We start from the raw sequence: 22,246 nt of genomic DNA on the forward strand, positions 1-22,246 counted from the left end.
AGAACCCCTTCCTCTACCTCACGGAATGCTTCGGCGAAGCTCCTGATACAGCCGCCCAGACGTCCAAATAGCAAAACAGCGCTCACCATGACGAACGACTAACCGCCGGTCGTAGCCACGTTTTCGTCAGCCAGGCGCTGCAACCACTCGTCACGCTTCGGCTTCGGCAGCCCGCCAAGCCGTCGCACCTCAGCATAGAACGCGGGCCATTGTGCGCCGGCCTGCTGAAACAACGCAGCGAAGGCCGGCTTCCATTGATCGTAGAGACCGAAGGGCAGCAGCCGCGCGTTGTTGATCGGGCTCGCTACCCACGCATCGTAGCGATGCTCCAACGGCCAGTTCTGCGAGCGCCATTGCCGGTAGCGTTCGCGAAAGGCCGCGATTTCGTGCTGTTTGCCCGCTTCCATGGCAGTCTCAGCCTCACCGCCGGCATACACGATCTTGAGCCGATCGCGCAGATCGAGCACCAGCCGGGTAAAGTCATCATCCATCGCCTTGGCGTTTCCATTCTGCGGCGACAAGCCGCGCGACTGCCGCCACTCGCGCAAACCCTGCTCTTGCACGAAGCTGGCGAAGGATTCGTTGAAGCTGCTGTCGTCTTTCACATAGATCAGCTGGTGGGCCAGCTCGTGGAAGATCGTGCCTGCCAGCTCGTCATCGTCCCAGCGCAACATGCTGCTGAGGATAGGATCGGCAAACCAGCCCAGGGTGGAATACGCCGACACGCCGCCGACGTAGACGTCGTTGCCGCTCGCCTTCAGCCGCGCCGCCTCCGCCTTGGCCTTGCCCTCTTCGAAATAGCCGCGATAGGCCACGCAGCCGGCGATAGGAAAGCAATGGCGCACGGGCTCCACCGAATAGCGCGGCGCCGCGAACACGTTCCACACCACATACGGGCGCCGCAGATCGACGTAGCGCGTGTAGCTGCGGTTATCCGGCAGCCCCAGCCGCAGCGAAGCGAAGTGGCGTGCCTGCTGTGAGAGCTCCAGACGGTTCGCCAGCTTGGGATCGGTGGCGGGGTCCGCCACCACCCTGGTCACCGCGCGCTCCCGCAGCACCAGCTCGCCCTGCCCGTGCGCGACATGGGCGTAGTAGCGCAAGCTGGCGCATGCGGATAGCAAAAGGCCCACCGCCAGGAGAGCGATGAGCCTTGGTAGCCAGTGCGGCGGCATGGAGTTCGGACGTCCCATGCCGCGATTGTGCCTCAGTGCTTAGTGCCCAGAGTGATTACCCGAGTGCCCGCGACCGCCGCTCCAGTTGCCGCGACGACCACCGTCGCTACGGCCACGCCAGCTGCCGCCACGATTCCAGTGGCGATCCCGATCATGCCCGCGCGAACCGCCGTACCAGATGCCACCGATACCCACGCTCACCGGCGGGGCGTAGCAGCAGTCGTAGTAGCCACCGTAATAACCCGGCGCGTAGCCGTAGTAGCCCGGCGCGTAATAGCCATCGTCGTAGACCACCGTGCCGCGACCGTAATAGGCGTCACCCACATAAGCCGAACTGCGCACGTAGCTATAGCCCGGATCGTAATAACAGCCAGACAGCACCGCGGTGACGGCGGCGAGGGTCAGGCCAGCAAGCAGACGTTTCATGACACACCCCTGTTGGGATCACAGCATCACGCTAGGCCCGGAGCATTGAATGCGGACTGAGCACACCGGCCTCGGCCAGCGGGCGTTTACCCGCCAGCCATATGGGATGCTCTGATCCATTCTGCGTAGGCTGCACCGGCAGGAACGAAACGTCAGCCCTTGCCGCGGTGCCCCTGTCCACTGCGTTCCTGCGACTGGTGCAGATGACCGTAGCCGGCTTCGCTGGAAAGTCCTCCCTGGACGGCTACCGGCGCATGCAGGTCGTCGCCCGGAAGCGCATGGCGGCTGGCTCCAGGCCAGCCCGCCCCACGCCGGACACGCTCCTGCTTGGCCTCAAGCAAAGCCTGAATATGCGCCACCACCTCTTGCTGGCTGACGTGGTGCACGTCTGCAGACGGCTGCATCCTGTTTGTCGTGGAGATCGACTTTGAGCGGATCGTTGCCATACGCCTCAACTCCTGCGGTGGCCGAGGGAACCCGGCGCCGTCAACAAGCGCCGGGCTACACGATATGTAGCACCACCAGGATGTATTCGGAGTGAGTGCGCAGGCCCTCGCGCAGCAGGATCAGAACCTCGGTTGCGAGAGCTGGGCGAGAAAGTGTGAAATCACATCCGGCCGGATCACTACCGTGAACGCTATGCCAAAAGCCGCACCCCACAGGTGCGCACTATGGTTGACGTTGTCTCGTGATTGGCGATCCATATAGATCGAGTAGGCCACATAGAGCACGGCGTAAATGATCGCGGGCATCGGTATCACGAACACCACGATGCGCGACCACGGCGCCAGCATGATGAAAGCGAACAGCACCGCCGACACCGCACCGGAGGCGCCCAGGCTGCGGTAATTCGGGTTGTGCCGGTTCTTCAGGTAGGTCGGCAGAATCGAGACCACCAGCGCCCCGATGTAAAACAACGCAAAGCCCATCGTGCCCAACTGCGCGCTGTAAAACCCTTCCATCACGCGTCCGAAGAAAAACAGCGTGATCATGTTGAACAGCAGATGCCCGAAGTCGGCGTGGATCAGCCCATAGGTGACCAGCCGGTGATACTCGCGCTGCCGCTCGATCGCCGGTGGCCACAGGATCAAGTCGTTCATCAGGCGGCTGTTGTTGAACGCCATGAACGAGACGATGCAGGTGATGGCGATGATGAGCAGGGTAATCAACATGTAAGGTCCCTGGAGACAGGTGCGGCAAGAGCGGGCATCTTGGCGGCCCCGATCCAACTTGTCGACCTCACCAACGTTCAAGCGTCGTATGATGCCCGGCTTACACGCATCCCCGCGCCATCACTGCCCCGCTAATGCCCCCCATCCGCTATCTGCATCTGGACGTCTTTGCCGCTTCCCATGGCGGCGGCAACCATCTCGGCGTCGTCACCGACGCTACCGGCTGGAGCGATGCGCAAATGCAGCGCTTCGCCCGCTGGACCGATCTGGTCGAAACCACTTTTTTGCTGCCGCCGACCGACCCGAAGGCGAGCTACCGCGTGCGTATCTTCACGCCGCATAAGGAAATCCCCTTCGCCGGCCATCCCAGCATCGGCAGCGCGCACGCCGTGCTCGCCTGCGGCCTTGCCACGCCGCGCGATGGCCTGCTGTGGCAGGAATGCGGCGCCGGTGTGCTGCCGATCCGTATCGAAGGCAGCGGTGCGGCACAGCAGTTGCTGCTGCAGTCGCCCAAGGCCACGGTGGAGAAAACCGGTGCGGACGCCCACCCGCTGCTTCCCGCGGCGCTGGCCGGTATCGGGCTGGGCAAGCTGCCGCCGGCCTACGTCGCCGGTGGCCGCCATTGGTGGCTGGCCGAATGCGCCGATGAAGTGAGCTTGCGCAACTGGCAACCCGACCACGCCGCCATCGCCGCTTTGGCCAAGGCCACCGACAGCCTCGGCTTGTGCGCTTTCGCACGCAGCAGTCATTCGGATTATCAGCTGGTCGTGCGCGCCTTCCCGGCCGGCGTCGGCATCGTGGAAGACCCGGCCTCCGGCGCCGCCAACGGCCTGATCGCCGCCTATATCGCCCATGCCGAACCGCAAGGCTCGCTGGCCGCCGGTTACACCGTGAGCCAGGGCCGCGAGATCGGTCACGACGCCAGCCTGCTGGTGCACATCATCGATGGCATCGTGTGGATCGGCGGACGCACGCACACCGTGATCGACGGCACCTTGAACTGGAACGGCACTGCTTGAACGCTGGCGCGCAGATTTGGGTGGATGCCGATGCCTGTCCGGTGGCCATCAAGGAAATCCTGTTTCGCGCCGCCGAGCGCGAACAGGTGCCGGTCACCCTCGTCGCCAACCAGTTCCTGCGCACGCCACCCTCGCGCTTCGTTCGCGCAATACAGGTGGCCGGCGGCTTCGACGTGGCGGATAACGAAATCGCGCAGCGTGTGTCGGCGGACGACCTGGTCGTGACACAGGACATCCCGCTGGCTGCGCAAGTGATCGCCAAAGGCGCGCTCGCCATGCACCCGCGCGGCGAGCTGTACACCCAGGACACCATCGCTCAGCGATTGGGCATGCGCAACTTCATGGAGGAGTTGCGCGGAGCCGGCGTCGACACAGGCGGCCCCGCCGCATTCCATGCACGCGACAAACAGGCTTTCGCTAATCAGCTCGATATGTGGCTTACGCGACTTCGCCAGGCGCGAAAGACCCAGGCCGCCAAAGGCGAATAACACCCTTGTAGGAGCCCACCCTGTGCGCGACAAACCGGCAGGACTGCCGGTTTGCACGGCGGCTAGCCGCCCGAAGGGCGAGGGCCATGGATGGCCCGAGTGAAAGCACTGCGTAGCAGTGCCGCTCTACAGCTGGTCGCCCACAGGGTGGGCTCCTACAAGGCGCTCAGCGATCCAGGCCCGCACGGCGCGCCGCGACCATCGCCAACGCCGACCAATCCACATCCTCATCACCGGCGGCGAGGGTTTCCAGCAGGCTGTCCCGCAGCACGCTCGCGAACGGCAGCGGCACCCGTGCGGCATCGCCCGCGGCGAGCGCCAGGTTCACGTCCTTGTAGCCCAGCGGCAAGGCGAAGCCCGCCGGCTTGAAGCGCTGTTCGGCAATCAACTTTGCATAGCCCTGATAGGCCGGCGTGGCGAACAGCGTGCTGGTCATCAAGCCAAGAAAATCGGCCGCGCTCACGCCATGGGCGCGAGTGAGCGCGGCGGCCTCGGCCATGCTCTCAATCGCCGCGCCCAGCATGAAATTGCCGGCGATCTTCACCACATTGGCGCGCTCGGGCTCCTCGCCCATCGGCCAGATGCCAACGCTCATCGCCTCCAGCAGCGGACGCACGCGCTCAAGCACTTCGGCCTTGCCGGCGACCACGATATTCAACTTGCCGGCCGCTGCCACGTCCGGACGCCCGAACACAGGCGCCGCCAAATAATCCAGGCCGCGCTCCGCGTGTGCCTGGGCCAGCTCTTTCGCCAGCGCCACCGAGACCGTCGAATGGTTGACATGCACGGCGCCGCGATCCATCGCATCGAGCAATCCGCTATCGAGGATCACTTCGCGCACGGCTCGGTCGTTGGCCAGCATGCTATGGAGTACATCGCCTTGCGCCGCGCGCTCTGGCGTACGCGCCACCTTGGCGCCCAGCGAGGCCAGCGGCTCGGCCGCTCCCGGCGAGCGGTTCCACACCGTCACCGTGTGCCCTGCCTTGATCAAATTGCTGGCCATGGCACTGCCCATGGCGCCCAGGCCGATGAATCCGATTTTCATGCCTAACTCCTCTTTCTCTACCACCGAGTTGCGGACCATGCCGTATCCGGGGTGGACACCATGTGACTCATACCACCTGCCCTGCCGCCTGCCCCGAGGCCCAGGCCCACTGGAAGTTGTAGCCACCCAGCCAGCCGGTGACGTCCACCACCTCGCCGATGAAATACAGACCCGGCACGAGTTTCGACTGCATGGTGCTGGACGACAGACCGTCGGTGTCGACACCGCCCAGCGTCACTTCCGCAGTGCGATAGCCCTCGGTGCCGCTGGCGACGATGGGCCAATCGTGCAGTTGGGCCGCGATCTGATTCAGTTCGGCCTCGCGGTACTGCTTCATCGGCCGGCTTTCGAACCACAGCTCGCATAGACGCTGTGCAAGGCGCTTGGGCAAGGCATCGGACAGCACGTTCTTCAGCTCCATCGCCGGCCTCGCCGCACGCTGTGCATTGAGCCAGTCGGCCATATCCAGTTCGGGCAGCAGATCGATGAGCAAGTCATCGCCCGGTTGCCAATACGAGGAAATCTGCAGAATCGACGGACCGCTGATGCCGCGATGCGTGAACAACAGCCCCGCACGAAAACCTCGCTTGCCGACGCGCGCCTCCACCTGCGGCAGCGCTACACCGGCGAGATCCTGATAACGCTCCTGGTGCTTGCCGCTCAGCGTCAGCGGCACCAGACCGGCGCGCGTGGGCAATATGTTGTGACCGAACTGCCGCGCCAGTTCATAGCCAAGGCCGGTCGCACCCATGCTGGGAATCGACAAACCGCCGGTCGCGACCACTAGCGATTCCGCATGCACTTCGCCGCGCGCCGTATGCACGCTGAAGCCCTCGTCGGTTTTGCGCACACGCTCGACACCGCAACTCGTTTCGACGCGCACACCCGCCTGGCTGCATTCGTCCAGCAACATGCGCACGATCAACTTGGAGGACTCGTCGCAGAACAGCTGCCCCAGCTCCTTCTCGTGATAGGCGATGCGATGCTTCTCCACCAGCTCGATAAAGTCCGCCGGCGTGTAGCGCGCCAACGCGGATTTGGCGAAATGCGGATTGCCCGACAAGTAGTTCGCCGGTGTCGCGCCGGTGTTGGTGAAATTGCAGCGGCCACCACCCGACATCAGGATCTTCTTGCCGACCTTGTTGGCATGGTCGACCACCAGCACCTGGCGCCCACGCTGCCCCGCGGCGATCGCACACATCAGGCCGGCGGCGCCCGCGCCGATCACCAGAACATCCACCTTCACGCCATCACCTGCATACCTGCTCCCGCTGTGTTCCAACCCAAGATTGGGACGGATTATCCCCCAGAGCCTGCCCTCCCAGTCTGCATGGCCCGCGCCGGGAGCCGTTTGCTCGCAGGCCAAGGAAGAACGAGGGCGTGTACGTCCGTACACAACTGAGTGATGACGCCGGCGTGCGGGCAAACGGACCCGGCCCGAAGGGTTGAGTTGCTGTGGGCGCCACGCGGCGGTGCGCGGCTTGGCCTGACAGCCAGCCAGGCACTGCGCCACGCCCCACCACCTGGCGCCCACAGCAACTCAACGCGGGCTATGCAGACTGGAAGGGCCGGCTCTTTGCCGCATCGCGTACACTTGCTTGTCCGTCTTTCATCGAGATACGCCATGCCTTCTTTCGACGTAATTTCCGAAGTCGACAAGCACGAGCTGACCAATGCCGTCGACCAGGCCAACCGCGAACTGACCAGCCGCTTCGACTTCAAGGGCACCGACGCCAAGTTCGAACTGGACGAGTTCGTGATCACCCAGAGCGCCCCCAGCGAGTTTCAGCTGCAGCAGATGCTGGACATCCTGCGCGGCCGCCTCACCTCCCGGAAGATCGACATCCGCGCACTGGACGTCGCCGACCCGGAAACCAACCTGGGCGGTTCGCGCCAGAAGATCACCGTGAAGCAAGGTATCGAGCAGCCGGTGGCGAAGAAGCTGGTGGCCTCGCTGAAGGAAGCCAAGCTCAAGATCGAAGCACAGATCAACGGCGACAAACTGCGCGTCACCGGCAAGAAACGCGACGACCTGCAGCTGGCCATGGCCGTGCTGCGCAAGGCCGACGTGGAGCTACCGCTGCAGTTCGACAATTTCCGCGATTGATATCCTTGCCCCCGGCCTATAGCTGTCTCTTGTACACATCTCGCGTCGGCATGGAGTTGCTCTTTCGACCCAGCAGGACCTGATGGCCTCCCGATGAGCGAGGTTTTGCTTTTGCTCTTGGGGTCCCCTGTGAAGCGGTGAGGGCTGGACGATCAGGCCCCGCAGGGGGCATCGACAGGACGTCGATGCCTTTTCGACACGACAGGGACGTCGTGTCGAAAAGCCCGGCCAGACCTCACGTACCCGAAGGGCGCGGAACCGGGGTGGCCTCTCTTTTGGTTACTTTTCTCTGGCCAAACAGAGAAAAGTGACTCGGACCGCGGCAGCGGTTCGAAAGCCCGCGGCAGGCGAGCCAGGTCACGACAACGCGAACATCAAACGGCAACGCCACTGGACCCCGGCCTACGCCGGGGCGACGAAGTAGAAGCGGTGTCGCGAGCACCCGCCCCTCACCCCAACTCTCTCCCCGGCGGGGAGAGGGAGAACTGCTCAGACCTGCCCCGCCACCACATTCACACTCAACGCAATAATGAACACGTTGAAGAAGAACGCGATCACGCTATGCAATAGCGCCACGCGGCGTAAGTAGCGACTGGTGATTTGCACATCGGAGACCTGAAAGGTCATGCCGATCACAATGGCGAAGTAAGCGAAATCCCAGTAGTCCGGCTGCGGCGTATCGGGAAACTGCAGCCCTTCGTGCTTCTTGCCGAAATCGCCGTAATAACCGTGCGCATAATGCATGGCGAACATGGTGTTCATGAACAGCCATGACAGCACGATGCTCGCCGCGGCCAGCCCAATAGTCGCCATGCCGCCATTCTTGCCACCGTGCAGTTCGGCGCCTAACGACACCATCACCACGGCGGCCAGCACGATACCGCTCCACAGGAAGCCCCAGCGCCCCGCGTCCTGCGCGCGCGCCTGGCAACGCATCAGTTCTGGCGAGGCACGGCCGAACAACACCGCCAGCAAGACCAGATAGACGAGCGCCGCGAAGTCGAATCCCAGCAACAGGGCCATGGACGGACGCACGTCCAAGGCCAACAGGCCGGCCACTGCGATGATGAAGACCGCGGCAGAGCCCATCAGGCGTGGCCGCGCCCGCAGATGATGAAACCGGCGCCGCGACCTCGCGACGGGTGCACCGTGATCGGCGCTGCTCATGTCGGCCTCCCGAATGATGAGGCACGCATTGAGGTCTTGAACAAGATCGACTCCTGCATCAGCGCATGAATAGTGACGATGATAGCCATCGAAGCCCTAGGGTCCCTAACCCACGCGTAGATCGTCGTACTCCGGGTGGCGCCGCATCCACGCCTCCGCATAGGAACACGCAGGCACCACTTTCCAATGCTCCGCACGGGCATGGTCGAGCGCGAACTTCACCAGGTTCGCCGCGATACCGCGCCCACCGACGACCTCCGGCACGATGGTATGGGTGATCGTCAGGATGCCGTGCAGCAGGGTGTAGTCGAGTACGCAGAGCACGCCCTCGACGCTGGCCTCGAAACGGTGCGCAACGCTTTCGTGATGAATGTCGATGGACATGACAGCTCCTGGCGGCAATGGGCGGGCCAGCATAGGCCAAAGCGGGCTGCCTCGGCCGTGAACGCCTTCAGAAATGGCATTCGCGTTCCCTGCATGTTCGCTTTCGCACACTGCGCCTCTTCCGCCGCCACACAGGACCGCCGCCATGAAACGCTCCGCCTCTGCCGCCTGGAGCGGCAACCTCAAGGACGGCAAGGGCCACATCTCCACCGAAAGCTTCGTACTGCGCGACGCGCCTTACGGCTTCCGCGCCCGCTTCGAGAACGGCCCGGGCACCAATCCGGAGGAACTGCTCGGCGCCGCCCATGCCGGTTGCTACACCATGGCACTGGCAGCCGGCCTGAGCCAGGCGGGCTTCACCGCCAAGCGCATCGATACCCGCGCGGTGGTGAAGCTGGATCAAGATGGCGATGGCTTCGCCATCACAACGGTCGATCTCACCTGTCGCGCCAAAGTGCCGAAGATCGATACCGCTGCCTTCGATCAGATCGCCTTGGCCACCAAACTGGGCTGCCCGGTATCGAAGGTACTCAACGCAAAGATCAGCCTGGACGCGGCGCTGGAAGCCTGACGGCAGTCCTGCCGGCTTGTCGCGCACAGGGTGCGCTCCTACAGACATCGGCTGAACGGGTCCATTGATTAGCAGCCCGCCGCCTGCAAGCGCACTGCCACACCCGAGCCAGCGCGACGACGGCGTACGGCATCCGCCAAGCGCTCCAGCACCTGCACCGACGTATCCCAATCGATGCAACCGTCAGTGATGCTCTGACCGTAGCGCAGTGGCTGACCTGGCACCAATGCCTGGTGTCCGCCGACCAGATGGCTTTCCACCATCACGCCCATGATGCGTCGCTCATCGGCCTCGATCTGCTCGGCGATATCGTTGATCACGCGCGGCTGATTCTCCGGCTGCTTGGCGCTGTTGGCGTGGCTGGCGTCAATCATCAGCCGCGCCGGCAGGCCCGTGCGCGTCACCACCTCGCAAGCGGCATTCACGCTGGCCGCGTTGTAGTTCGGCAGCTTGCCGCCGCGCAAAATCACGTGGCAGTCGTCGTTGCCGGTCGTGCTGGCGATAGCCGTCTGGCCGTCCTTGGTCACCGCCATGAAATGATGCGGCTGCGACGCCGCCTGCACCGCATCCACCGCGATCTTCACATTGCCGTCGGTGCCGTTCTTGAATCCCACCGGGCAGGACAGGCCCGAAGCCAGCTCGCGATGCACCTGGCTTTCCGTAGTGCGCGCACCGATCGCTCCCCAGGCCACCAGGTCGGCGATGTATTGCGGGGTGATCATGTCGAGAAACTCGCAACCCGCCGGCACGCCCATCGCATTGATGTCGCGCAACAAGCCACGCGCCAGGCGCAAACCCTTGTCGATCTGGAAGCTGCCATCGAGATCGGGGTCGTTGATCAGCCCCTTCCAGCCCACCGTGGTGCGCGGCTTCTCGAAGTACACGCGCATCACGATCTCCAGCGTGTCGGCAAAACGCTCGCGCTGCGCGGCCAGAAGGCCAGCGTATTCGAGCGCGGCGGCGGTGTCGTGAATCGAACACGGCCCGATCACCACTACCAGCCGGTCGTCCTGTCCGGTCAGGATGCAGTGCACGGCATCGCGTGCGCTGGCCACGGTGTTGGCGGCGGGCTCGCCGATGGCACAGTCGCGCATGACTTGCGCGGGTGTACTGAGGGTGGTGATCGCGCGGATGCGCAGGTCGTCGGTAGTCTGGCGGGTCACGGCGTGCTCCTGGTGGGGTTTCCAGCGGCGGCCATGAAAAAAGCCGCCAGTGGAGGCTGGCGGCTTTAGGGATGCGGTTTGATCTACTTTACGACGATCGCGCCCCTACTTCCGCCAACGGCATCGGATAGCCGTAAAACCAAAAGTAATAGCGGGCGGAGGTGAGGATCATGGCGTGCAGTGATAACACACTGCGTCGGCGATGCAAACCCCGCAACGGCATTTGGCCTTCCAAATCAGTATCCATTGAAACCACCAGCCGGGACGCCGCACAACGATAGAATCCCGCCATGTCATCTCCTCTCCATCTGCTGACCCGTCCCGCCCGCGAACCCATCCGCCGCTGGGTGCTGAGTGCCTTCCCCCGCGGCGGCGGCGGAACCATCGACTACGACCACCCGGTTGGAGACCCCGGGTTGTTCGGGCCGGACAGCGTCACCTGGCGCATCCACGCGGATTTCCCCGGCATGCTGGCCGGCGGCCTGGCCGCGCTGATGCTCCAGACCCTGCACCCGCTGGCCCTGGCCGGCGTGTGGGACCACTCCAACTTCCGCGAAGACCTGCTCGGCCGGCTGCGCCGCACCACCACCTTCGTCAGCGGCACCACCTACGCGCCGCGCGAGCAGGCGTTGCCATTGATCGAGCGAGTGAAGCAGATCCACTCGCAAGTGATCGGCCACGCGGAAGATGGACGTCCATACGCCGCCGACGATCCGCATCTGTTGACCTGGGTGCATGTCACCGAAGCCCATAGTTTCTTACAGGGCTATCGCCGCTTCAGCCACAACCACCTGCCCACCGGTGCCGCCGACCGCTATTACGACGAAGTACGCCGCATTGCCGAAGCACTGGGCGCACGTGACGTGCCCGCCTCGGAAGCCGAAGTCAGCGCCTACTTCCGCCGCATGCACACCGAACTGATCTACAGCGAACGCTCCCGCATCGTGCTCGACGTCCTGTCCCACGTACGCCTGCCCGTACCCGTCGCCGGCCTCTCACGCGACGTCTTTCTACTGGCCGGCGCGTCCCTACTACCCGAATGGGCGGAACGCATGCTGCAGCGAACACCCCTGCAACGCGCACAAGCCCGACTCGCAGCCCGCGCCCTATGGTCGGTATCTCCCATCTTCCGCGCTGCATTGAAAGACGGCATCGCCAGCCGGGCTTGTGCACGCGTGGGTGTCGCTAGTGAGAGTCTGCAGGGCTGGCAATAGAAGCTTGAAAGCCCAGGCCCCGTCTCGAACACCCGCCCCTCACCCCAACCCTCTCCCCGAAGGGGAGAGGGAGCAAGAACAAAAGCGATGCGTAAGCGAGCCCGACCTTGCTCTTCGGGTCCCCTGTGCAGCGGTGAGGGCTGGACGATGAGGCCCCGAAGGGGGCGCAGGCATGGATGCCTGCGCCTTTTCGACACGACAGGGACGTCGTGTCGAAAAGCCCGGCCAGCCCTCACGGACTCGCAGGCGAAGCCGGAGAGCGCGAAACCGGGGTGGCCTCTCTTTTGGTTACTTTTCTCTGGCCAATCAGAGAAAAGTGACTCGGACCGCGGCAGCGGTTCGAAAGCCCGCGGCAGGCGAGCCCGAGCACGCAGTCGCGACAACCGAGCGATAACGCCACTAGATTCCGGCCTACGCCGGAATGACGAGATCAACCACCCGCCATCATCTCGTCATACCGCCTCTGCATCTCCTCCGGACTCACCTTCTCAATGCTGTGCCCAATCAACCACTCATGCCCAAACGGATCCCGCACCGTCCCCCCACGCTCCCCATAAAACGCATCCGCAGCCGGCCGCACCAACGTGCCCCCAGCCTCCACCGCACGAGCCAACATGCGATCCGCATCGTCCACATGCAGATGGATGGAAACGCTGGTGCCGCCAAGGCTCTGCGGCCCCACGATGCCGTACTCCGGATACTCGTCCGACACCATGATCACCGTCGGCCCCAACTCAAGTTCCGCATGACCGATACGGCCCGTCCCCGGCTCATTAAGCTGGTAACGCAGGCGTGCCCCAAAGGCCCGCTGGTAATAATCCAGCGCCGCCGCGGCATCGCGCACACGCAGATAAGGGAAGACCTGGTGAACCACAGGGGTGGCCGTCGTATCCATGGCTGGCTCCATCAAGAGAGGGACTGCGGTCGATCCTGCCATCCATCATCAAGCGCCGTCTTGTAGAAAATACGAGTGAAAGCCCCGTCGCACGCGGATTGACACAGCCCGGCGATCCGCTAACGTCGCCAAATATGTCCGTAGGGGTGCCATGGTGGCGACGCTTATTCCAACCCGAAACAGCTGCCTGTCGCGGATGACCAGCGGCGAGAAGCGCTTTTCCGAGCGACTGGAACAGAAGCTCGAAGACGATTATCTGCTGTGGTACGACGCGCCCATCGGCCCTAAGCAGCGCCGGCCGGACTTCATCGTCGTCCATCCCCGCCGCGGCTTGCTGGTGCTGGAGGTGAAGGACTGGAAGCCGGACACGATCCAGCAAGCCGACCCCACCTTGTTCACCCTGCTCACCGGCCGCAGCAGCGTCAAGGAGCACAACCCGCTGATGCAAGCGCGTGACTGCGCCAGCGAGGTCTACAAGGTCCTGCAGCACGACCCAGCCCTGCGCCATCCGCCCGGCCATCACTACGCGGGCAAGCTGCTGATGCCGTGGGGCTACGGTGTGGTGCTGTCCAACATCAGCCGCAAGCATTTTGTGGCGGGCGGCCTGGACGCCGTGATTCCCTCTCACCTGGTGATCTGCCAGGACGAGATGTACGAGTCGGTCGAGTCCGAGGATTTCCAGGAACGGCTGTGGGCGATGTACCCGCAGGTGTTCCCGACGGCGCTCACCCTGCCGCAGATCGACCGCGTGCGCTGGCACCTGTTCCCGGAAATTCGCGTCGAACCAGGCTCCGGCCAGTTCGGCCTGTTCGATCACACCACCAGCGGCGCTGTGAACAAGGTGGAAATCCCGGACCTGATCAAGGTGATGGACGCGCAGCAGGAGCTGCTGGCACGTTCGCTCGGTGACGAACACCGGATCATCCACGGCGTCGCCGGCTCCGGCAAAACCATGATCCTCGGCTTCCGCGCCATGCAACTGGCGCGCGCGTTGAACAAGCCGATCCTGATCCTCTGCTACAACAAGACGCTGGCATCGCGACTGGACCAGTTGATGGGTGAACGCGGCCTCAGCGACAAGGTGCAGGTGTACAACTTCCACAAGTGGTGCCGCAGCATGCTCACGGCTTACCACGTGCCCTTGCCGCCCGACGGCCAGGGTTTCTTCGACGCGTTGCCGCCGGCCGTGATCGAAGGCGTGGACAAAGGGCAGATCCCGCGCTTCCAGTACGGCGCCGTGCTGATCGACGAAGGCCACGACTTCGAGCCGGATTGGTACAAGCTGATCGTGCAGATGATCGATCCCGACACCAACTCGTTGCTGGTGCTGTACGACGACGCGCAGAACATCTACGGCAAAACCAACCGCCGCCAGCTCAGCTGGAAGAGCCTTGGCGTGCAGGCGCAAGGCCGCACCACCATCCTCAAGCTCAACTACCGCAACACGCTGGAAATCCTCTCCGTCGCCCGCGTCTTCGCCAACGAACTGCTGTCGGGGCGCGACGACGAAGACGACGGCGTGCCGTTGATCGCGCCCCAAAGCGCCGGCCGCCGCGGCGCCCTGCCCGAATTGATACGCGTCGAGCGCACCGAAGATCAGCTGCCTGCCATCATCGACCGCCTGCGCGACGAACAAACCCTGGGTCGCCCGCTGTCCGATATGGCGGTGATCTTCCGCAACAAATGGGAAGGCGAGAAATTGTATGAAGCCTTGCAACGCGCCGGCATCCCCTGCCGTCTTGCCGAGGGCAATGGCAAGACGACGCTGTTCGTCGCCGACGACACGGTCAAGCTGATCACCATGCATTCCAGCAAGGGCCTGGAGTTTCCAGTGGTGATCATCCCCGGGCTCGGCTCCTTGCCTATGCCCGGCAAGGATGAGGCCGAGGAGGCACGTCTGCTCTACGTCGCCATGACGCGTGCGACGGAGCAACTGGTGATGATCCACCACGCCGATTCGGCATTCAGCGCGCGGATCCGCAACTCGATCAACGAGGTGCAGGGGCAGTTGGCCGGGCGGGCGTGAGCCGGCTCCATGGAACGATGCCTGTCTGATCGCCGCTCTCAACGACGGCGGTTCGTTTCCTGCACTGTTGCTCCGAAACGTTCGCCGTGTGCCTTGCCCCATTGCGCCAGCGCATCGAGCGCCGGCCGCAACGTGCCACCCAGCAGGGTGAGCATGTAACCGGGTGGCGCATCGCGGACAGCTTCGCTGCGCATCACCATGCCGTCATGTTGCAACTGCACGAGCTGCTGGCTGAGCACCTTGTGCGCAATGCCAGGCAATGCCGACTGCAATTCGCTGAAGCGCTTGGCGCCCGAGGCCAGCTCCCACAGGATCGCCGGCTTCCACTTGCCGGCAATCGCCTGCAGCGCCAGTTCGACCGGGCAGACATGCTGAGGCTCTTCATCCTGGATCATCACGGGCCTCCTTGGAACCTGGTCTCTTGGTTACCGGGCGGTGCGTATCGCGTGGCTGCACTTCTCGCCATCATGCCACCCGACCTATTTCACAACCGGAGATGCTGCATGATCGTGGAGTACATCCGTTACAAACTGCCCGCCACTGACGCCCCCGCCTTCGAAAGCGATTATGCGCGCGCCGCCACCAGCCTGGCTGCCAGCCCGTTCTGCCAGGACTACGAACTGACCCGCTGCAGCGACGAAGCCGGCGTATACATCCTGCGCATCCGCTGGACCTCGGCCGAGGACCATATGCAGGGCTTTCGCCGCAGCGAGCACTTTCCGCCCTTCCTCGCCGCCATCCGCCCCTACGTGCCGCAGATCCAGGAAATGCGCCATTACGAGCTGACCGAGGTCGTGGGCGGAGCAGCGGGCTGAGCAGCAGCCTTCTATGCAGGAAGTCATGGTGGGAAGGCGACAACGGGTCGCTTAAAGTCGAGCGATTGCAGTCCCGACGTCATCTTCCCACCTCGCCGCCGTGATGGAACGCGCCTGCGGCCCGCCCGCCTGGAGGTTTCATGCCGCTCCGCCGCCCCCTGCTCGTTGCCGCCGCACTCGCCACCGCCATCGGCGCCAGCCTCGCCCAGGCCCAGACCTCCCCGCTCGCGCCGGATATCCCGGCCAAATTCACCGCACCGACTGACAGCTACGACTACACCAAGCGCGAGGTGATGATCCCGATGCGCGACGGCGTAAAGCTGCATACCGTCATCGTGATCCCCAAGGGCGCCAAGCACGCGCCGATCCTACTCACCCGCACGCCCTACAACGCCGATGGCCGCGCCGCGCGGCTGGAGTCGCCCAGCATGCTGGCGCAACTGCCGCAGGGCGATGAGGTGTTCGTGCGCGGCGGTTACATCCGCGTATTCCAGGACGTGCGTGGCAAATACGGTTCGGAGGGCGACTACGTGATGACGCGCCCGCTGCGCGGCCCCTTGAATTCCAGCGAAGTCGATCACTCCACCGACGCTTACGACACCATCGACTGGCTGGTGAAGAACCTGCCGGAATCCAACGGCAAAGTCGGCATGCTCGGCTCCTCGTATGAAGGCTTCACCGTAGTGATGGCGTTGATCAACCCGCACCCGGCGTTGAAAGTGGCCGCGCCGGAAAGCCCGATGGTGGACGGCTGGATGGGCGACGACTGGTTCCACTACGGCGCCTATCGCCAAACCAACTTCGACTACATCGCCGGCCAGACCGCGCAAAAAGGCAAGGGCTCGGGCCTGCCGCGCGTAGGCTACGACGACTACACCAATTTCCTGAGCGCCGGCTCGGCTGGCGACTACGCCCGCGCCAGTGGACTGGAGCAGCTGCCGTTCTGGAAGAAGCTGGAGGAACACCCGGCCTATGACGCCTTTTGGCAAGGCCAGGCGCTGGACAAAATCATGGCGCAGCAGCCGCTGAAGGTGCCCACCATGTGGCTGCAGGGTCTGTGGGATCAGGAAGACATGTGGGGCGCCATCCACAGCTACGAAGCGACCGAACCCAAAGACAAGAACAACGACAAGAACTTCCTGGTGATGGGCCCGTGGCGGCATAGCCAGGTGAACTACGACGGCACTTCGCTCGGCCCGTTGCAATGGGAGGGCGACACCGCGCTGCAGTTCCGCCGTGACGTGCTCAAGCCGTTCTTCGACCAGTATCTGGAAGATGGTGCGCCCAAAGCCAACACACCGCCGGTGCTGATCTACAACACCGGCGAGAACCGCTGGGACCGCTTCAAGTCCTGGCCGCTGAGTTGCGACAAGGGCTGCGCGAGCAAGCCGAAGGCGTTGTTTCTCGGCGCGGAGGGCACGCTGTCATTCAACGCGCCGAGCGAATCGGCAACGAAGTACGACGAGTACGTCTCCGATCCCGCCAAGCCCGTGCCCTACCTGCCCCGCCCCATTCACTTCGCCGATCACGATGCGTGGACGCGCTGGCTGGTAGGCGACCAGCGCTTCGTCGACGGTCGCCCGGACGTGCTCACCTACGTCAGCGAACCGCTGAAGGAACCGCTGCACATCGGCGGCGCACCGGTAGTGAACCTGTACGCGTCCACCAGCGGCACCGACAGCGACTGGGTGGTCAAGCTGATCGACGTGTACCCGGACACCGCCGCCTCGAACCCTTCCATGGGCGGCTACGAGTTGGCCGTGTCGCTGGATATTTTCCGCGGCCGCTACCGCACCAGCTTCGAACATCCGCAGGCGATCACGGCCGACCAGCCGCTGCTCTACAGCTTCGGCTTGCCGACGGCCAACCATGTGTTCCAGCCGGGGCATCGCATCATGGTGCAGGTGCAGTCCAGCTTGTTCCCTCTGTACGACCGCAACCCGCAGACCTACGTGCCGAACATCTTCGACGCCAAGGCCAGCGACTATAAGAAGGCCACACAGCGTGTGTGGCACACGCCGGGCACAGCCAGCTCGATCAGTTTGCCGGTGGTGTCAGGCGGGAAGTGATGTGCGTTGAATAGCGGGATGGGGCGTTGTCGCAAGGGCTCACCCCTCCCACACATACACCTCAAAAAAAGGGCTGGCGAAATGCCAGCCCTTTTCATTGCCACAACATCACCAAGCGCGCTTACGGCGTACAGCTCTTACCGTGCTCGCCATGGAAGCCCTTCGCCTTCGCGTCGGCTTCGCTCATGTACGAACCCGCCTTGGTCTTGCCGTACCACTTGTCAGCCTGGCAGTGATAAACCTTGCTGGCGGTATTGACCCAGACCAGACCCGGGCCACCACCCGGTGCGGCATTGGCCGGAGGTGCCATCGGTCCTTTCTTCTCGGCCGGTGCTGCTGCGGCGGCCGGTGCGGCAGCCGGAGCCGGTGCTGTCGCCGGAGCGGCCTTCGGCGCGGCAGCGGCGGGGGCCGGAGCAGCCGCAGGCGCTGCTGCAGGAGCCGCAGCGGTGTACCACTCCTTCACGCCTTTGTGGCCCGCACAAGCGCCCTTCTTGGTGGCGTGGTCGGTATAGCTGCCGTCGTTGCACTGGCCCGTGGAACCCGCCGGCGCCGATGCTTGCTGTGCGAACACTGCAGGGCCCGCCAGCAGACAGGCCGCCATCACTGCGATCAAACCGTACGATTTCATCTTCACTCCCTCCAGCGCGAATTCACTTCCGTTGATCGCTACGCACCAGGACCGACTTACAGTCCCCTCTCGCGGCGATGCTCCCAAGCGCAATCAGCTACGCCTGCGGCGGGACTATGCATCAAAACGATGTATACGCCATGTCGGTTCGCAAGGCGTATTCATCATCTGTGCGGTTGCCTCGCAAGCTTTTACGGTGTCGGTGTGACCGGCTTCAAATCTGACTTCGGCCGCGCCACGGCATACATCTCCCAGGTGATCTGCTTGAGCAGCGCGAAACGATCATCGCCCTGCGCGTACAAATCGAAATGGGTCTTGTCGGGAATGAAGCGGATGTCTGCCTTCGCATGCAGCCCATCCAGCACGGCCTTCAGGCGATGCGCGGCCCCGTCCAGATAGAACGTGTCGGCGGTGCCCACGAACAGGTGGATCTTGCCGTCGAGATCGGGCTTGAGCTTGGGCCACTCCGCCTGCAGGCGTTTGGCGATGTCGTAGTGCTCGCTCCAATACGCCACCACGGCGGGATCGATGTCGCCGGTGTCGCGATCGAACATGGGCTGCGGATGGCCATCCTTGCCGCGCGGTGAGAATACCCATTCGAACGAGGCGATCTGGCCGCCGTAGCTGCCGAGCACTCGCTCCAGCTGAGCGAATTGCTGGAACGTAGCCAGCACCTTGCCTTTGTCGCGGATCAACGGATACGCCGAACCATCCGGTTCGCGGTAAGCATTGGCCTTCGGCGCATACAGATCGATGCCGGTGAAATCATGGAAATCGCTGGGATCGGGTGAGGTCGACCACGTACCGCCGAACACTTTCGGATAGCGCGTCTGCAACCACAGCGTGGCCCAGCCGCCGGAGGAGTGGCCATTGAGGAAGCGTCCGCGCACTTTGCCGTCCATGTGGTAGTGCGATTCCAGATGCGGAATCAACTCTTCGGTAAGCGCCTTGCCCCAGGGTCCGTTGTTCACCGAATCGGCGAACTCATGCGTGCCGGTGGGGCTGGATTGGTCCAGGAACACCCAGATCATGGGCGGCATCTGACCCTTCTCCATGCCCACATAGGCATTGGTCACAGGACCACTGAAGCGGTCGATGCCGCCACCGAAACCATGGGTGTAATACACCACTGGATAGCGTTGCTTGCCTTTCGGGTCGTAGCCCGGGGGAACCAGCACCAAGCCGCGCATGTGGATCGGTCGGCCCCAGAAGGCGGACAGCGAAGGACTGACGAAATCGAGCGCCTCGGCGTGATTCTGCGCAGCCGACAGGGCATCGCGCTGCGCCTGCGGCGCCGAAGGCGGCAGTGTCCACGATTCCTTCGCCGGCAAGGTCTTCACCAACTGCAGCTTCGGCATGATCGCCTCGGGCAGGCGCATGGGCACCACTTCGCTGATCACGTCGCCCGCGCTGCGGCCGGTGTAGTTGTAGCTGTGGTCGGCGTCGAGTACGGCCTGCACCAGATAGTCGCCTGGCGCCAGCTGCGCCAGGCCGGAGGGAAACGCCAGCGCATCGGCATCCAGATCGATCGATTCGCCAGGGGCGAGTCGGGTGACTTCGCGCGCGGCCACCAGGGTCTGTCCCGGATTCAACGGATCGACGTCCACCGCCTCGACCTTGCCGTCCTGCGTCTGGGCCTTGGCCACCTTGGCGTCGATCACGAATAGCAGCAGACGCCCGGACACCGGCGCGGTCTCCTCACTACCCAGGGTCACGCGGAAAAAGTGATGTGCGCGTGGCGCATCGGTACGGGCGAGCGCAACGCCGCCCAGCAAGGCATAGCCCAGCAACGCAACTACGGCAAAACGACGAGCGAGCATGACAGTCTCCCTGGTGATTCGTTCGGAACCTTCAACCCAAGTGTTATGCGAACTGCTTACTTATGTTTTGTCTGAAGCGATGAAGGCGGGATGTTGCAGCAAGGGCCTCCCCCCTCCCAGCCTCACCCCTGCTTGGCCTCACCCTTCTCATCCTTCACCGGCGTCAAACGCAGATCCTGGAAATCGAAACTGAAATCGGTCAGCGGCGAAACCGGCTGCATGCGCACTTCGCGAATCGCACCATCGGCATCGATCGAGAAGGTGATGAAGGCGTCGGCGTTCAATGCGCGATCGTCCCAGCGCACGATGAAGGTGCTGTGCTGCCACGGCTCCATGGTGCCGGCCAGCTGCGCGGTCTTGGAGAAGCGCAGGCGCATCTTGCCACCCTCCTGGCTCACCGTGATGTCGCCGTACCACGGATCGCGATACGTGCCGACGTACTTCGCCAGCGGCAATGAGGGCTTGCTGTTCTTGTCGCGCTCGGCTTCGTGCTTCTTCCAGCTGTCGTCGGCCTTGGCCTCGGACTTCTTCACCGAGGCGGCGTAGGCCGCCACCCAGTCGGTCTTGCCCTTGCCCAGATAGGCATCCAGCACGCGATAGGTCACCGCGTTGAACGCCGCGCCGGATTCCTGGTTAGTCAGCACCACCACACCCAACTTCAACTCAGGTACCAGCGTGAGGCGCGAGACCATGCCCGGCCAACCGCCCGTGTGCCAGACCAGACGCTGCCCGCGATAGTCGGACAGAAACCAGCCCTCGCCATAACCGGCAAAATTCGGCTTGACGCCTGCCAGCTCGGGCACCGGCGGCTCGCCGATCTTCATCGGCGTGAGCATGGACCACATCTGCTTCTGGCTGTCCTCCTTGAACAGACGACGCTCCTTGCCATCGACATCCGGCAGGCGACCACCGGCCAGTTGCACATTCATCCACTTGGCCAGGTCATGCACGCTGGCATAGATGCCGCCCGCGCCCGGGTTGTTGCTCCATGCCATCGGCGGCACCGGCTTCAGATCCTTGAAGTTGAACTTGGCGTGGCCGACGGCCGTATCCATGCCGGGCTTGAGATAGGTCATGTCGACCAGCGACTCGTCCATGCCTACCGGTTTGAAGATGTTGTCGCGGATGAAATCCGCATAGCTCTGACCAGAGACTTGCTCGATCACCAGCGTCGCCACCGCGAACAGAATGTTGTCGTAGGCATACGCGCTGCGAAAGCTGGTAGCGAGTGGCACTTCGCGCAAGCGCTGCACCACCTCCTTGGTGCTGTACGACGTCGGCGGCCAATACAGCAGGTCGCCTGCGCCGAGCCCCAGGCCACTGCGATGCGCCAGCAGATCGCGGATGCGCATCTCACGCGTCACGTAGGGATCGGACATTTGAAACCACGGCAGATGGTCGATCACCCGATCATCCATCTTCAGCTTGCCCTGCTCGGCCAGCATCTGCAGCGCGGCAGCAGTGAAAGCCTTGGTGTTGGAGGCGATGGCGAACAGCGTGCGCGCGTCCACCGGCGCCGGGTTGCCCTGCTCGCGCAGACCGAAGCCCTGCTCCATCACCACCTTGCCGTCCTTGACGATGGCGACGGCGATGCCCGGCACGTCGAACTGCTTGCGTGCGCTGTCCACGTAGGCCTGGAAGTCCTGCAACTGGGCTGGCAGCACATCGCCCTTCGCGGCCAATGCCATTTCCGGTGCGGCACCGGGCGAGATCAGCGGCTGCGCCCCTACGGACGAGGCAAACACGAACAAGGCTACACAGCCTGCCATGCGCGGGGACAAGACTCGCTGGGACATCGTCGGCTCCACCGGTTTGAAAGCGCCCAACTATCGCGGCAAAACCGGGGCAACACCAGCGCTGAAAGTCACAACGCCAGGGATGCCCTGATCTATTCAACGTAGGCGGACACACAGGGCTGCCCCAGCATTTTGAATCTCAAGGACGGGGTGATGTCCAGAAGGCGCCCAGCGCGTGCCGCGCGGCTTGAAAAGGCAGCCAGCCTTCCCTGTGCCACGCAACACGCGCTGGGCGCCTTCTGGACATCATGCCGCCTACGTTGAATAGA

General features: G+C 63.6%; 23 protein-coding genes. 8 read left to right on the forward strand and 15 right to left on the reverse strand.

What is annotated here, in order from left to right; genetic code table 11:
• Window positions 1–98: 98 nt before the first annotated feature.
• From OUZ45_RS18655 to OUZ45_RS18670, 4 genes are all read right to left on the reverse strand, one after another.
• On the reverse strand, window positions 99–1,190 hold the full coding sequence (locus OUZ45_RS18655) for an aminopeptidase (protein WP_266171823.1): 1,092 nt from the start codon (window positions 1,188–1,190) through the stop codon (window positions 99–101).
• Window positions 1,191–1,211: 21 nt separating this feature from the next.
• A complete protein-coding gene (locus OUZ45_RS18660) occupies window positions 1,212–1,598 on the reverse strand; it encodes a hypothetical protein (RefSeq protein ID WP_266171824.1) in 387 nt (128 codons plus the stop codon).
• Window positions 1,599–1,750: 152 nt separating this feature from the next.
• Window positions 1,751–2,002, reverse strand: coding sequence for a hypothetical protein (locus OUZ45_RS18665; RefSeq protein ID WP_266171825.1), 252 nt, complete (start codon window positions 2,000–2,002; stop codon window positions 1,751–1,753).
• Window positions 2,003–2,164: 162 nt separating this feature from the next.
• Window positions 2,165–2,770, reverse strand: coding sequence for a rhomboid family intramembrane serine protease (locus tag OUZ45_RS18670; protein WP_266171827.1), 606 nt, complete (start codon window positions 2,768–2,770; stop codon window positions 2,165–2,167).
• A 134-nt stretch (window positions 2,771–2,904) separates the two neighbouring features.
• Here OUZ45_RS18670 and OUZ45_RS18675 point away from each other — a divergent pair, with 134 nt between their 5' ends.
• Both OUZ45_RS18675 and OUZ45_RS18680 read left to right on the forward strand, forming a co-directional pair.
• Window positions 2,905–3,789: a PhzF family phenazine biosynthesis protein gene (locus tag OUZ45_RS18675; RefSeq protein WP_266171828.1), complete on the forward strand. Its 885-nt coding sequence runs from the start codon at window positions 2,905–2,907 to the stop codon at window positions 3,787–3,789.
• A complete protein-coding gene (locus OUZ45_RS18680) occupies window positions 3,786–4,277 on the forward strand; it encodes a YaiI/YqxD family protein (protein ID WP_266171829.1) in 492 nt (163 codons plus the stop codon). The genes OUZ45_RS18675 and OUZ45_RS18680 overlap by 4 nt, the downstream gene beginning before the upstream one ends.
• A gap of 166 nt (window positions 4,278–4,443) precedes the next feature.
• Here the strand turns inward: OUZ45_RS18680 and OUZ45_RS18685 are convergent, their stop codons facing one another.
• Complete coding sequence (locus OUZ45_RS18685) at window positions 4,444–5,361, reverse strand: NAD(P)-dependent oxidoreductase (RefSeq protein WP_266171830.1); 918 nt, start codon at window positions 5,359–5,361, stop codon at window positions 4,444–4,446.
• Window positions 5,362–5,389: 28 nt separating this feature from the next.
• Window positions 5,390–6,568, reverse strand: a complete 1,179-nt coding sequence (locus tag OUZ45_RS18690) for a BaiN/RdsA family NAD(P)/FAD-dependent oxidoreductase (protein ID WP_266171831.1) — start codon at window positions 6,566–6,568, stop codon at window positions 5,390–5,392.
• Between the two features lie 378 nt (window positions 6,569–6,946).
• On the opposite strand from OUZ45_RS18690, the gene OUZ45_RS18695 reads away from it, so the two are divergent.
• Window positions 6,947–7,429: a YajQ family cyclic di-GMP-binding protein gene (locus OUZ45_RS18695; protein ID WP_266171832.1), complete on the forward strand. Its 483-nt coding sequence runs from the start codon at window positions 6,947–6,949 to the stop codon at window positions 7,427–7,429.
• A 489-nt stretch (window positions 7,430–7,918) separates the two neighbouring features.
• Here OUZ45_RS18695 and OUZ45_RS18700 read toward each other — a convergent pair whose 3' ends face one another.
• Together OUZ45_RS18700 and OUZ45_RS18705 are read right to left on the reverse strand one after the other, a co-directional pair.
• Window positions 7,919–8,596 (reverse strand): DUF1345 domain-containing protein, encoded by a 678-nt coding sequence (locus OUZ45_RS18700; protein WP_266171833.1) that lies wholly within the window; start codon window positions 8,594–8,596, stop codon window positions 7,919–7,921.
• Window positions 8,597–8,701: 105 nt separating this feature from the next.
• Window positions 8,702–8,980 carry a GNAT family N-acetyltransferase gene (locus tag OUZ45_RS18705; RefSeq protein ID WP_266171834.1) on the reverse strand — a complete coding sequence of 93 codons (279 nt, stop codon included), beginning with the start codon at window positions 8,978–8,980 and terminating at the stop codon, window positions 8,702–8,704.
• Window positions 8,981–9,125: 145 nt separating this feature from the next.
• Between OUZ45_RS18705 and OUZ45_RS18710 the strand changes: the two genes are divergently transcribed.
• On the forward strand, window positions 9,126–9,551 hold the full coding sequence (locus OUZ45_RS18710; RefSeq protein ID WP_266171835.1) for an OsmC family protein: 426 nt from the start codon (window positions 9,126–9,128) through the stop codon (window positions 9,549–9,551).
• Between the two features lie 68 nt (window positions 9,552–9,619).
• Here OUZ45_RS18710 and OUZ45_RS18715 read toward each other — a convergent pair whose 3' ends face one another.
• A complete protein-coding gene (locus OUZ45_RS18715) occupies window positions 9,620–10,714 on the reverse strand; it encodes a 3-deoxy-7-phosphoheptulonate synthase (RefSeq protein WP_266171836.1) in 1,095 nt (364 codons plus the stop codon).
• Between the two features lie 88 nt (window positions 10,715–10,802).
• Window positions 10,803–11,006, reverse strand: a complete 204-nt coding sequence (locus OUZ45_RS18720; RefSeq protein ID WP_266171837.1) for a hypothetical protein — start codon at window positions 11,004–11,006, stop codon at window positions 10,803–10,805.
• Between OUZ45_RS18720 and OUZ45_RS18725 the strand changes: the two genes are divergently transcribed.
• Entirely contained in the window at window positions 11,005–11,928 is a 924-nt protein-coding gene (locus tag OUZ45_RS18725) for an oxygenase MpaB family protein (RefSeq protein ID WP_266171838.1), read from the forward strand. The two genes, OUZ45_RS18720 and OUZ45_RS18725, sit on opposite strands and share 2 nt — an antisense overlap.
• Window positions 11,929–12,358: 430 nt before the next feature.
• On the opposite strand, the gene OUZ45_RS18730 is transcribed toward OUZ45_RS18725, so the two are convergent.
• Window positions 12,359–12,823: a VOC family protein gene (locus OUZ45_RS18730; RefSeq protein ID WP_266171839.1), complete on the reverse strand. Its 465-nt coding sequence runs from the start codon at window positions 12,821–12,823 to the stop codon at window positions 12,359–12,361.
• A gap of 154 nt (window positions 12,824–12,977) precedes the next feature.
• Between OUZ45_RS18730 and OUZ45_RS18735 the strand changes: the two genes are divergently transcribed.
• On the forward strand, window positions 12,978–14,849 hold the full coding sequence (locus tag OUZ45_RS18735) for a 3'-5' exonuclease (RefSeq protein ID WP_266171873.1): 1,872 nt from the start codon (window positions 12,978–12,980) through the stop codon (window positions 14,847–14,849).
• Window positions 14,850–14,887: 38 nt separating this feature from the next.
• Here the strand turns inward: OUZ45_RS18735 and OUZ45_RS18740 are convergent, their stop codons facing one another.
• Window positions 14,888–15,244 (reverse strand): winged helix-turn-helix transcriptional regulator, encoded by a 357-nt coding sequence (locus OUZ45_RS18740; protein WP_266171840.1) that lies wholly within the window; start codon window positions 15,242–15,244, stop codon window positions 14,888–14,890.
• A 108-nt stretch (window positions 15,245–15,352) separates the two neighbouring features.
• On the opposite strand from OUZ45_RS18740, the gene OUZ45_RS18745 reads away from it, so the two are divergent.
• Window positions 15,353–15,664, forward strand: a complete 312-nt coding sequence (locus tag OUZ45_RS18745) for an antibiotic biosynthesis monooxygenase family protein (RefSeq protein WP_266171841.1) — start codon at window positions 15,353–15,355, stop codon at window positions 15,662–15,664.
• Between the two features lie 140 nt (window positions 15,665–15,804).
• A complete protein-coding gene (locus OUZ45_RS18750; protein ID WP_266171842.1) occupies window positions 15,805–17,733 on the forward strand; it encodes a CocE/NonD family hydrolase in 1,929 nt (642 codons plus the stop codon).
• Window positions 17,734–17,854: 121 nt separating this feature from the next.
• Here OUZ45_RS18750 and OUZ45_RS18755 read toward each other — a convergent pair whose 3' ends face one another.
• From OUZ45_RS18755 to OUZ45_RS18765, 3 genes are all read right to left on the reverse strand, one after another.
• Entirely contained in the window at window positions 17,855–18,361 is a 507-nt protein-coding gene (locus OUZ45_RS18755) for a DUF3761 domain-containing protein (RefSeq protein ID WP_266171843.1), read from the reverse strand.
• Between the two features lie 191 nt (window positions 18,362–18,552).
• Window positions 18,553–20,181: an alpha/beta hydrolase gene (locus tag OUZ45_RS18760; RefSeq protein ID WP_266171844.1), complete on the reverse strand. Its 1,629-nt coding sequence runs from the start codon at window positions 20,179–20,181 to the stop codon at window positions 18,553–18,555.
• 122 nt (window positions 20,182–20,303) lie between these two features.
• Window positions 20,304–21,977: a serine hydrolase gene (locus OUZ45_RS18765; protein ID WP_266171845.1), complete on the reverse strand. Its 1,674-nt coding sequence runs from the start codon at window positions 21,975–21,977 to the stop codon at window positions 20,304–20,306.
• Window positions 21,978–22,246: the final 269 nt, after the last annotated feature.

The sequence above is a fragment of the Dyella subtropica genome (genome assembly GCF_026283965.1).
Classification (GTDB): domain Bacteria; phylum Pseudomonadota; class Gammaproteobacteria; order Xanthomonadales; family Rhodanobacteraceae; genus Dyella_D; species Dyella_D subtropica.